The organism is Bacteroides sp. HF-162, assembly GCF_015679285.1.
GTDB lineage: Bacteria > Bacteroidota > Bacteroidia > Bacteroidales > Bacteroidaceae > Bacteroides > Bacteroides uniformis.
In genome coordinates this window covers 2,227,460-2,239,396 of sequence record NZ_CP064937.1, presented here as the reverse complement: position 1 = coordinate 2,239,396, position 11,937 = coordinate 2,227,460, and the positions used below count along the sequence as shown (strand labels likewise).

Sequence of the window (11,937 nt, the reverse complement as noted above, 5' to 3'; positions counted from 1 at the left end):
TTAATTAATACTCTATTGAAAAGAAAAATCACTTTACTCCTAATGCAGTATTGATACGCAAAATCAAATCCTTATAATGATATTTAGTGGCTATATCCGATGCACCCAGACGATTTTGGAGCAATTCTTTGATGCGAAGCAACTCACCACGCTTCACGGAGATGACATCAGATACGCGGTTTATCTGCGAACCGTAGAAGTTCAGTTCGCGGTGTGCACCCATACGGTCGGCATCCAAAGTCTTACCGGCATGCTCGTCACAGCTGCAAAGGGCAGTCTGATGGTCCAGCAAGAAGTGGTTGTCCATCAGTTTTTTGTTTATTTTCACTCCTTCGCTTTCGGCAGCTGCTGTAATCAGTGCATCTACGAAGTTCTTCTGCAAGGCGCGTGTCATGACGTCCGGCAAGGCACCGCGTTCCGTAGTGGCAAAGATGTTGCGATGCAGGCCATCCATCAGCTCTACCACCGTGAAAGCCTTTTTGCCGTTCACCGATTCGTTCTCCAACATACGCATCAGGCGGTTGTTGCCCAGCAAATCCCAAAGGATATAGGATTGGGCATTCTTCAACACTTGTGTCGGTGCATTTTCCACTACGCCCAGCGGAGTGTTGCGCAGCAAGTAGGTGTACTCTCCCACTTCTGTGTCGAACAGCCATTTGGGATAGGTCAGCACTTCATCCAGCAGGAACTTCAAGGCTGCTTGCTGCTTCTCTTTCTCCACAAAGGTATAGGTTTTCTGTCCGTCTCCCACAACCGTGTTCTCTATATAGATACCACCGATATTTGCCAATACATGATAAAGATAATTGTTCCATTGGTTGATAACCGCATAGTATAGGCGGGAAGCTTCTTCATAAGTCTGTCCTTTCTCGCCGGTAGTAGTCCATTGGATGATTTGAGGAACAATACGCTTCAAGTTCTCAATACCCAGCAGAGACGAGCGGACAGCATCATCGCCCAAATCTTCATTCTGCGCACGCGGGTCTACGGCATCACGTACATCCTGCGCCTCACTATATTTATATAAACGGTCTGCATGACGGCTCAGAAAGTCGGCAAGCAAGTCCTTCTCTGCTTCTGGGGTTTCTTTACCATACCAACGATAACCGTATTCTATGGCAAACATATCATACGGGCCTATATGGGGAGAAAGTGCCGTAACGCCGTCACCCGGCTGTGCCACATAATTGAAACGTGCATAGTCCATAATAGAGGAGGAAGTGGTATTCATACGGTCCGTAAATGTTTTGGAACGCAGGGAATCTGTCGGAAAAGTCCAGGAAGCAATCATATTGTGACGCAAGCCCAGCGAGTGACCCACTTCATGGCATGCCACAAAACGCATGGCATCACCCATCAGTTCATCCGGCAGCCTTACTCCTCTTGCTTCGGGACGTACGACACCGGTTTGCACTGTAATCCATTCCTGAAGCATGCCCAGCACATTATGCCACCACATGATGTCCGCTTCCAATATCTCACCCGAACGGGGGTCGAGGATAGAGGGGCCCATGGCATTGGCTTTGGTGGAGGCGGCATAGGTCAGCACGGAGTAGTTCACGTCATCCTTATCCACATTCATGCTGTCCGTCAACTCCCTTGCAACGATGGCATTCTTGAATCCGGCACGTTCAAAAGCAGCCTGCCAATCCTCGATTCCCTGCTTGATATATTTCCGCCAACGACTGGGAGTGGAGTTCTCGATGTAGAACACAATCGGTTTGGCCGGTTCCACCAATTCACCGCGAAGGTAACGCTCCCGGTCTTCCGGTTTCGGTTCCAGACGCCAGCGGGTGATGAACGGTTTCTTGTCTACACGCTGCTGACCGTCACTGTAATTTAATAACGGATTAGTAAAATAACCTACACGCGGACTATCCAGACGTCCCATCATCGGTTTCTCCGGCAACAGCAACAGAGAGGAACTGACTTCGACCGTAACAAACACAGTCGTTGTTCCCTCAGTCACCTTAGTTGTCAGCTCGGAAGTAGCTACCACATTGTTCTCAAAAGCTTTGATAGATAAAATGCGGGAGAGATTCTTGATGGCCGAAGTTCCCAGGTTGATATTCGTAAAGACATTATTGATACTCGTCTCCGTACCATCATAAATATCGTTGACCTTGACCACTATCATGGTAGAGTCATTATTGAATGCTTCTATCTTGAAACCGGCTATCAGCGGAGAAATATAATTATCCAGTACGGACTGCCGTATGGCATCCTCATCCGGCGCCAATGGAAGAGGACGGCTCTGACGTACCAACAGCTTGTTGGCAGCCTTGTCCAATTCAAAACGCACCATCTGATTTTCGTAATTCGTACCACGGTTCACACCCGCCTCATTCAGTTCGGAAGGCACACGTTGTAATTTATTTACTACCAGCATATCACGTCCCAACAGCCTTGCCGGCACTTCAAAGTAATAATCGCTCTTCTTCTGGTAAACATTGAACATTCCCTTGCGGGCAATAGCATCGGAACCAGTCAATTTTTCGTAGTCGCTCTTGGATTGAACGCTGTCCTTGGTTTCACTCTTCTTTTTCTTACGGAACCATCCCATAGCTTCGGGAGAAGCAAAATCAGATGTACCGGCATGCAACAATACGGCAGGCTCACACATGAGTACTCCCGCAACTGCCACGACTGGCAGGATTGTCTTCAATTTCATCAATTCAAACTCTAACTTTAATGCAACAATTACTCCGTTAACTCTCTCTCTTTGACGTATGTTAATAAATACCAACCGCCAGTTTGTTCTACCTCCATAGAACGGTAAACGGGGCGCAAAGATACAAAAAGTATATTTTAAAAGTCACTAAACAACGCTCATTTATGTTTTTTCCATAAACAATATGAAGACTTTTATATATTATTATTTTTTCTCCAATCCTTTATCATTGCTTCTTCACATGAAATTTTGTACCACTGACACCAAATAATCTTCCCCAATTGGCGGCAAAACAATGATAATATTGTATCTTTGCACCGTTTTTAACTTAGAAAATAAATAAGATAACAACGATATGATAGCTAAAATCAATCAGCTTCTGCAGGAAGTAGAGGCACTGAAAGCCGCTAACCCCGAGGAATTAGAGGCACTCCGCATCAAATACCTCAGCAAAAAAGGAGCCATCAATGACTTGATGGCAGATTTCCGCAATGTAGCCGCCGAACAGAAAAAAGAGGTGGGTATGCGCTTGAACGAACTGAAAAACAAAGCACAAGAAAAGATTGCCGCTTTGAAAGAACAGTTCGAAAGCCAAGATACCGGCTGTGACGATATTGACTTGACCCGTTCAGCCTACCCGATAGAATTAGGAACCCGCCATCCGCTCTCCATCGTGAGAAACGAAATCATCGATATATTTGCCCGTATGGGATTCAATATCGCCGATGGACCGGAAATGGAAGACGACTGGCACGTATTCTCCTCCATGAATTTTGCCGAAGACCATCCGGCACGCGACATGCAGGATACATTCTTCATCGAAAATGATACAGAAAACGTATCGCACAGCATCATTCTTCGCACACACACATCCAGCGTGCAAAGCCGTGTTATGGAGACTACACAGCCTCCTATCCGCGTGCTTTGTCCGGGACGTGTATACCGTAATGAAGCCATCAGCTACCGTGCACACGCATTCTTCCATCAGGTAGAAGCCTTATACGTAGACCGCAATGTGTCTTTCACTGACTTGAAGCAGGCCTTATTGCTCTTTGCTCAAGAGATGTTCGGCAGTGACACCAAGATTCGTCTGCGTCCTTCCTACTTCCCCTTCACCGAGCCGAGTGCCGAAATGGACATCAGCTGTAACATCTGCGGCGGCAAGGGTTGTCCTTTCTGCAAACATACGGGTTGGGTAGAAATTCTGGGATGCGGTATGGTAGATCCGAATGTATTGGAGCTGAACGGAATAGACAGTAAAGTGTATAGCGGGTATGCCCTGGGTATGGGTATAGAACGCATCACCAACTTGAAATACCAGGTGAAAGACCTTCGTATGTTCTCTGAAAATGACACACGCTTCCTGAAAGAATTCGAGAGCGCTTACTAAATATAGTGAATAACGGCTAGTGATTAGTGATTAATAAGTTGCGCATTTTCAGCATATCATTAATCACTCATCGCTAACCACTCATCGCTAACCACTATTTTTCGCTATGGCAAAAGACAAACTTGTAACTTCCGGCTATTGCCTTATCCTGGCTGCCAATTTCCTTTTGTATTTTGCCTTTTATCTGATACTACCGGTTCTTCCATTCTACCTGACTGAGGTATTCCATACCGGAAATGCAGCAGTAGGTGTCATCTTGTCATGCTACACCATTGCCTCGCTCTGCATACGCCCGTTTTCGGGATACCTGCTCGACACGCTAGCCCGCAAGCCTCTTTATCTGGTGGCATACTTCATCTTTATCACCATTTTCGCAGGTTACATGTTAGCGGGAGTCCTATCTTTATTCATCATGTTGCGGGTTGTCCACGGCCTTGCATTTGGAATGGTGACCGTAGCGGGAAATACAATTGTGATTGACATTACCCCTTCGTCCCGTCGCGGCGAAGCCGTAGGATATTATGGACTGATGAACAATACAGCCATGAGCTTCGGCCCGATGATTGGTCTTTTCATGCATGACATATATTCCTTTGAAACGATTTTTGCCTGCTCGCTCATATCAGGAACTATCGGTTTTGTTGCCGCATGCCTCGTCAAGACCCCACCCAAACAACCAGTCAAACGAGAACCTATCTCATTGGACCGCTTTGTGCTGCTGAAAGGTATCCCGGCAGGAATCGCACTGCTATTGCTCTCCATACCATATGGCATGACAAGCACTTATGTAGCCATGTATGCCAAAGAAATAGGAATTACCTTGAATTCCGGATTGTTTTTTACTTTTATGGCCGTCGGCATGGCAGTGTCCCGTATGTTCTCCGGCAAACAAGTGGATAAAGGACGTATCACCCAAGTCATAACTTTAGGACTATATCTGGTATGTAGCTGTTTCTTCATATTGTCCGCTTGCGGACTACTGATGAAGACCGTCCCGGAACTGACAAACATATTGTTTTTTATGGTTGCCCTCCTATTGGGAGTAGGCTTCGGGACGATGTTCCCCGCCTTCAATACGCTGTTCGTAAACCTGGCCCCCAACAACCAGCGCGGAACAGCCACCTCTACCTACCTGACTTCATGGGATGTAGGCATTGGTATAGGTCTGACAGCAGGAGGTTATATCGCACAGATTACCTCATTCGATATGGCATATTTTTTCGGAGCCTGCCTCACGGTTATCTCCATCTTCTATTTCAATCTGAAAGTATCTCCTCACTATCATAAAAACAAATTAAGATGAGAAAGAAAGAGCGTTATGAAAAAATCCTTGCTTGGTTTAGGGAGAACGTTCCCGTAGCCGAAACAGAGTTGCATTATGACAATCCGTTCGAGCTGTTGATAGCAGTTATTCTCTCTGCACAATGTACGGACAAACGCGTCAATATGATTACCCCCGCCCTTTACCGGGACTTCCCTACTCCCGAAGCACTCGCCGCTACTACTCCCGACGTGGTATACGAGTATATCCGCAGCGTCTCCTATCCCAACAACAAAGCTAAACATCTTGTAGGCATGGCACAGATGTTGGTGAAAGAATTCAACAGTGAGGTACCCGATACCCTTGAAGAACTGGTAAAACTGCCCGGCGTAGGCCGCAAAACAGCCAATGTCATCCAATCCGTTGTTTTCAATAAAGCGGCTATGGCAGTAGACACACACGTGTTCCGCGTCAGCCATCGCCTGGGTCTCGTATCAGATAAATGTACAACTCCGTTCAGTGTCGAAAAAGAATTGGTAAAACATATACCGGAAACAGACATCCCCATAGCTCACCACTGGCTTATCCTGCACGGTCGCTATGTATGCCAGGCACGTACTCCACAATGTGATACCTGCGGTTTGCAATTAATGTGCAAATATTACTGCCAGAAATATAAAGTTAGCAAAGAGAGCGGCAAAGACAAAGAATAAACAACGGTTTCATAGCAAAAAAAAGAAATAAATGCTAACTTTGCGCTCACTAAAAAGAAATTAGTAACACTTTTAAATAAAATAGAGTATTATGACAATTGATCAATTTAACTTTGCCGGAAAAAAGGCATTCGTTCGTGTGGACTTCAACGTACCCTTGGACGAAAACTTCAACATTACAGATGATACCCGTATGCGTGCCGCTCTTCCTACATTGAAGAAGATTTTGGCCGATGGCGGTAGTGTAATTATCGGTTCTCACCTCGGTCGTCCGAAAGGCCCGGCTGACAAGTTCTCCTTGAAGCACATTCTGAAGCATCTCGAAGAGTTGTTGGGTGTTGAGGTGCAATTTGCTAACGACTGTATGGGCGAAGAAGCTGCCGTAAAGGCTGCTGCTCTGCAACCGGGTGAAGTGTTGTTGCTCGAGAACCTCCGTTTCTACGCTGAAGAGGAAGGCAAACCCCGCGGTTTGGCTGAAGATGCTACAGACGAAGAAAAGAAGGCTGCCAAAGCTGCTGTTAAGGAAAGCCAGAAAGAATTCACCAAGAAATTGGCTTCTTATGCAGATTGCTATGTAAACGACGCTTTCGGTACCGCTCACCGTGCACACGCTTCTACTGCATTGATCGCTAAATATTTCGACAAGGACAACAAAATGTTCGGTTACCTGATGGAAAAAGAAGTAAAGGCTGTTGATAAAGTTTTGAACGATATCCAACGTCCGTTTACTGCCATCATGGGTGGTTCCAAAGTTTCTTCCAAGATTGAAATCATTGAAAACCTGCTGAACAAGGTAGACAACCTGATTATTGCCGGCGGTATGACTTATACTTTCACCAAAGCCATGGGCGGCAAAATCGGTATTTCTATCTGCGAAGATGACAAACTGGATTTGGCTCTTGACCTGGTGAAGAAAGCAAAAGAAAAAGGCGTAAACCTTGTTTTGGCTGTTGATGCCAAGATTGCCGATTCTTTCTCCAACGATGCCAACACCAAGTTCTGCCCGGTTGACGAAATTCCTGATGGCTGGGAAGGTCTTGATATCGGTCCTGAGACTGAAAAGATCTTTGCAGATGTCATCAAGAACTCCAAGACTATCCTTTGGAACGGTCCGACGGGTGTATTCGAATTCGAGAACTTCACTCACGGTTCACGCGCTGTAGGCGAAGCTATCGTAGAAGCTACCAAGAACGGTGCTTTCTCACTCGTAGGTGGCGGTGACTCTGTAGCTTGTGTCAACAAGTTCGGCTTGGCAAGCGGCGTGTCTTACGTATCTACCGGTGGCGGTGCATTGCTTGAAGCAATCGAAGGAAAAATCCTTCCGGGTATCGCTGCTATCAACGAATAAAAACAAGCAAAATAACACCCAAAGGCAGCTCTTTGAAAAAAGGGTTGCCTTTTTTACTACTATCCATCCCTATAATGAGACGAATTCTACTATCCTGCATCCTTTTATCAGCCACATGCATCCTGAAAGCACAAGATGCTTGTCTGAATGATGTAGTCAACACTTTAAAAGACCGCATTTCACTCTCCGGCTATGCCCAAGTGGGATATACATACGATGATGCGGGCGAAGGTACCAGCAATACTTTCGATATAAAGAGAGTTATCTTTATGGCGCGCGGTAAAATCACCGATAAATGGTCGGCTTACTTCATGTACAGCTTTGCCAATACCGGAAAAATTCTGGAAGCCTACACGGAATACCGCTTTCTCCCTCAACTCACAGCACGTATCGGACAGTTCAAAACCATGTATACCATTGAGAACCCAATGTCTCCCTGCTTTGTCGAATTAATAAACTGTTATTCTCAAGCCGTCAATTACCTGGCCGGTATCAATGGCAGTGATCCGTTGTATGGCTCTGCAAGCGGTCGTGATATGGGATTGTTAATTTATGGAGACTTGTTCGACTCTTTGATGACTTATAACCTTGCCATCATGAACGGACAAGGCATCAACCTAAAAGATAAAAACAATCAGAAAGATATTGTAGGCAGCCTTATGGTACATCCATTGAAATGGTTGTCCGTCGGCGGTTCCTTTGTTAAAGGGAAAGGATGCGCCGTAGCCGTTTCTTCCATTAATCCAGACATAGCCATAGGAGAGAATTACACCCGAAACCGCTGGTCGGCAGGTGCCACCATCAAAACAAAATCCGTAGATGTACGTACAGAATACTTGGCCGGAAAAGACGGACACGTTAAAAGTGACGGTTACTATGCAACCGTATCTGCCCATGTGCTTCCCAAATTTGACGTAATAGCCTCTTATGACTATTTCAACAAAAATAAAACTATTTCCGATAAACAGACCAATTATGTAGCAGGTGTACAGTGTTGGTTCTATCCCAAATGCCGTCTGCAAGCCCAGTATACATACTGTAACCGCCATAAAGGAGAAAACTCAAACCTGCTTCAAGCACAGTTGCAAGTTCGTTTCTGAGCTGGGGAAATGGAAATTTATGAACTTTTTGGCATCCTTTTTGTAGTTTTATAAGATACATACCCAAAAAGAGACTGATTTATGAACGAACAAGCCATACAAGAACAATATCAGCATATCGTTACTCTACTCAAGCAGCAACGGCTGAAGGAAGCACAATCCCAACTGGAAGCCTTTCTTTGGAACAGCGGTGACTGGACACTCCGCAACCGCTTGGAACAAGCTCAGACATCCTATCAGTACATGCTGCAATACATGCGCCAGGGAATCGACGATCCTGAACGACAGAAACTATATCGCCAGATTCTGACCGAAACTTGGGAAGTCGCTGACCAGGCACGTCTGTCTCTCCTTGACGGAGTTTCCACGCACTATTACCATTCCCTGCGCAATAACCGGGAACGCCTCCCCAAAGAATACAATATTGCCGCACTGCAGAAGGTATTGGAATCTTTCCCTGATGACCTGGCCGTTTGTCAGCTGATGCCGGATAACCAAGGCATGGACGCCGTACTGCAACGGCACGAACAAACCGCCCAGGTTCTTTTCCTTTCCACATGGAGTAACAGTGACTGGTCTGCAGAAGACGAACAGCAAGCCAAAGGATTACTGGAATCAGAAATGCTTCCCGTCAATGATTTGTGCCTGTTCACCAGTGCCGTCATGCTCAGTCTGATGGAATGCTTCGATACCCGCAAATTCTCATGGTTGCTAGACGCCGTAACGCATGCAAATACGCAAGTAAACCAACGGGCTTTGGTAGGTATCGCTTTCGCACTTCTTTTTCATCCCACCCGTCTGTCGCTTTATCCCGAATTGACAGCCCGCCTTTCCCTGCTCAACGAAGACGGCAGTTTCGGCAAGCAACTGAACCGTATTTACATCGAGCTGCTCCGTAGCCAGGAAACGGAAAAGATAGACAAGAAGATGCGTGAAGAAATCATTCCGGAGATGATGAGGAATGTGAACATCATGCGCAACATGAAGTTCGGTTTTGAAGAGAACCCTGAGGAAAACGATCTTAATCCAGATTGGGAGAAAGCTTTTGAAAGTTCCGGACTGGGAGACAAGATACGGGAGATGAACGAATTACAGCTGGAAGGCGCTGACGTCTATATGAGTACGTTTGCACAACTCAAGACTTATCCGTTCTTTAAGGAACCGTACAACTGGTTCTATCCGTTCGACATGCATCACTCCAGCATCATCAAGGAATTCGGATTCAAGCCTACCGGAGACAATGCCATCCTCTCCCTTATCCTCCAATCCGGTTTCTTCTGCAATAGTGACAAGTATTCCCTTTGCTTTACAATGGCACATATACCACAGTCACAGCGTACGATGATGCTCAGCCAGATGACTTCCCAGGATTTGGATGCACTCATGGACGAAAGCAAATCTTCCGCTTTACGGCAGTATGCCGAACGACCGGATGTCATCAGCAACCAGTATGTCCACGACTTATACCGTTTCTTCAAGTTAAGCCAGCGCAGACACGAGTTCCGTGACATCTTCAAGGAAGAGATTGCCCTGCACCGTATCCCGGCACTCAAAGATATTCTGTGCAAACCCGAGCTGCTGATTACCATCGCCGATTTCCACTTCCGCAAAGAACACCCGGCAGAAGCATTGGAGCTTTATAAGGAATTGATAGCCTTGAACCATGCAAATGCAGACATTTTCCAAAAGGCTGGCTATTGCCTGCAAAAGGAAAAGAGGTATAAGGAAGCGATAGACGCCTACCTGAAAGCCGATGTACTAAAGCCCGACCATGTCTGGACAATCCGCCATCTCGCTACGTGCTACAGGCAGATAAGGGACTTTGCCTCTGCACTGGAATACTACAAGAAAGTGGAGGCAATCCAGCCGGAAAACCATAATATCCTTTTCTACGCCGGAAGCTGCCTTGCCGAACTGGAAAGATATGAAGAGGCTCTGCAATATTTCTTCAAGCTTGATTTCATCGAAAGCAATTGTATCAAAGCATGGCGTGCTATAGGCTGGTGTTCGTTTGTCAACGGCAAGTATGAGCAAGCAATGAAGTATTACGAAAAGATACTCGCCTCCAAACCACTCGCAGCAGACTATCTCAATGCCGGACATGTTGCTTGGAGAACGGGCAAAATAGAAAAAGCTGCAGAACTTTACAGTAAAGCAGCTTTGGAATATGGCGGGCAGGAGATTTTTAGAGAAATGTTCGGTAAAGACAAAGAAACACTTGTCAGACAAGGAATCAGTGAAAAAGATATCCCTCTAATGATGGATCTGGTTTAGACCTCCAACAACTCCCTGTACAGCCTCTGTACGGGGAGCCCCATTATATTATAGTAACTCCCGGATATGTTTTCCACCCCGATGAATCCAATCCACTCTTGTACACCATAAGCTCCGGCTTTATCCATGGGGTGGTATTTGTCCACATAATAGGCAATTTCCTCTTCGTTCAGTTTGGCAAAACGCACTTCTGTTGCCGCCGCAAAACTGCGTTGCCACTCAGTGGTAGTGATGCATACACCGGTAAACACTTCATGGGTACGTCCGGACATGTCGCGCAACATCTGCATAGCTTCTTCCCTATTCTTGGGTTTTCCGAGAACTTGTCCATCCAGCCAGACAATGGTATCTGCTGTAATCATCAATTCGTCCGGATGCATCATATCACGGTAGGCATCTGCCTTTTCCCTGGATATGTAGAGAGGAATATCCGCTCCCCGCAACGTTTCGGGATAAGACTCGTCCACATCGGGCAAAGTTCTTACTTCATATTCCACTCCCAAACCAGCCAGCAATTCTTTCCTTCGCGGAGAGTTAGAGGCAAGAATCACCTTATATTTCTTCAGATTATCTAACATCATATCATTTACGATTTGACGATTTACAATTTAACGATTGAAACAACTACCAACCAAAAGCTTTTTCATCTGCCATCCAAAGCCCTTGCACTTTCAATACCTGTTCCACAATGTCGCGACCACAGCCATAACCGCCTTCTGCATACGAAATATAGCGAGCCACAGCCTTTACCTCAGGCACAGCATCCTTAGGACAACACGGCAAACCACACTCACGCATCACCTCCAAGTCGGGAATATCATCACCTACATACAATATTTCCTCGTCCTTCAAGCCATGACGGTCACGGAAGTCATGGTAATCATGGATTTTAACAGAAGAACCCATATAGATATTTCCATCCTCAAAACCTAAAGAAGTAAAACGCTTGCGGACTGCTTCTGTACGTCCACCCGTAATTATACCCAGCAACACACCTTGCTTAGCGGCCAGATGCAGGGAATAACCATCCTTTATGTTGACCGTACGCAGAGGTTCACCCTCCGAACTCATAGGGATAACATTGGCACTCAGTACACCGTCCACATCAAAAACAAGGGCTTTTATCTTTTTCAAATCATAGTTTATGGTACTCATTGCACTTTTTTCTTGTTCATTATAA

General features: G+C 45.9%; 9 protein-coding genes. 6 read left to right on the top strand and 3 right to left on the bottom strand.

The window, feature by feature from the left end; all coding sequences use genetic code 11:
- Positions 1-28: 28 nt before the first annotated feature.
- Positions 29-2,671, bottom strand: a complete 2,643-nt coding sequence (locus ITJ87_RS08955; RefSeq protein WP_034525498.1) for a zinc-dependent metalloprotease — start codon at positions 2,669-2,671, stop codon at positions 29-31.
- 355 nt (positions 2,672-3,026) lie between these two features.
- Between ITJ87_RS08955 and pheS the strand changes: the two genes are divergently transcribed.
- The 6 genes from pheS to ITJ87_RS08925 all read left to right on the top strand — a co-directional run bounded on the left by pheS (position 3,027) and on the right by ITJ87_RS08925 (position 10,757).
- Positions 3,027-4,061 carry a phenylalanine--tRNA ligase subunit alpha gene (pheS, locus tag ITJ87_RS08950; protein WP_117966232.1) on the top strand — a complete coding sequence of 345 codons (1,035 nt, stop codon included), beginning with the start codon at positions 3,027-3,029 and terminating at the stop codon, positions 4,059-4,061.
- Between the two features lie 106 nt (positions 4,062-4,167).
- On the top strand, positions 4,168-5,364 hold the full coding sequence (locus ITJ87_RS08945; protein WP_005826370.1) for an MFS transporter: 1,197 nt from the start codon (positions 4,168-4,170) through the stop codon (positions 5,362-5,364).
- Entirely contained in the window at positions 5,361-6,035 is a 675-nt protein-coding gene (gene nth / locus ITJ87_RS08940; RefSeq protein ID WP_005826369.1) for an endonuclease III, read from the top strand. The genes ITJ87_RS08945 and nth overlap by 4 nt, the downstream gene beginning before the upstream one ends.
- Positions 6,036-6,123: 88 nt before the next feature.
- Positions 6,124-7,383: a phosphoglycerate kinase gene (gene pgk / locus ITJ87_RS08935; protein ID WP_085929901.1), complete on the top strand. Its 1,260-nt coding sequence runs from the start codon at positions 6,124-6,126 to the stop codon at positions 7,381-7,383.
- A gap of 74 nt (positions 7,384-7,457) precedes the next feature.
- Entirely contained in the window at positions 7,458-8,483 is a 1,026-nt protein-coding gene (locus ITJ87_RS08930) for a porin (protein WP_195690888.1), read from the top strand.
- A gap of 81 nt (positions 8,484-8,564) precedes the next feature.
- Complete coding sequence (locus ITJ87_RS08925; RefSeq protein ID WP_005826360.1) at positions 8,565-10,757, top strand: tetratricopeptide repeat protein; 2,193 nt, start codon at positions 8,565-8,567, stop codon at positions 10,755-10,757.
- Here ITJ87_RS08925 and ITJ87_RS08920 read toward each other — a convergent pair.
- The gene (locus tag ITJ87_RS08920; RefSeq protein ID WP_008663872.1) at positions 10,754-11,335 is read right to left on the bottom strand and encodes a Maf-like protein; all 582 of its coding nucleotides are present in this window, start codon (positions 11,333-11,335) and stop codon (positions 10,754-10,756) included. The genes ITJ87_RS08925 and ITJ87_RS08920 overlap by 4 nt on opposite strands.
- Before the next feature lie 46 nt (positions 11,336-11,381).
- A complete protein-coding gene (locus ITJ87_RS08915) occupies positions 11,382-11,912 on the bottom strand; it encodes an HAD family hydrolase (protein WP_005826358.1) in 531 nt (176 codons plus the stop codon).
- Between the last annotated feature and the right edge of the window lie 25 nt (positions 11,913-11,937).

What these genes read in the sequence shown, in the direction of transcription:
- ITJ87_RS08955 (WP_034525498.1), bottom strand. Translation starts at nt 2,671, where the DNA reads ATGAAATTGAAGACAATCCTGCCAGTCGTGGCAGTTGCGGGAGTACTC.
- pheS (WP_117966232.1), top strand. Translation starts at nt 3,027, where the DNA reads ATGATAGCTAAAATCAATCAGCTTCTGCAGGAAGTAGAGGCACTGAAA.
- ITJ87_RS08945 (WP_005826370.1), top strand. Translation starts at nt 4,168, where the DNA reads ATGGCAAAAGACAAACTTGTAACTTCCGGCTATTGCCTTATCCTGGCT.
- nth (WP_005826369.1), top strand. Translation starts at nt 5,361, where the DNA reads ATGAGAAAGAAAGAGCGTTATGAAAAAATCCTTGCTTGGTTTAGGGAG.
- ITJ87_RS08930 (WP_195690888.1), top strand. Translation starts at nt 7,458, where the DNA reads ATGAGACGAATTCTACTATCCTGCATCCTTTTATCAGCCACATGCATC.
- ITJ87_RS08925 (WP_005826360.1), top strand. Translation starts at nt 8,565, where the DNA reads ATGAACGAACAAGCCATACAAGAACAATATCAGCATATCGTTACTCTA.
- ITJ87_RS08920 (WP_008663872.1), bottom strand. Translation starts at nt 11,335, where the DNA reads ATGTTAGATAATCTGAAGAAATATAAGGTGATTCTTGCCTCTAACTCT.
- ITJ87_RS08915 (WP_005826358.1), bottom strand. Translation starts at nt 11,912, where the DNA reads ATGAGTACCATAAACTATGATTTGAAAAAGATAAAAGCCCTTGTTTTT.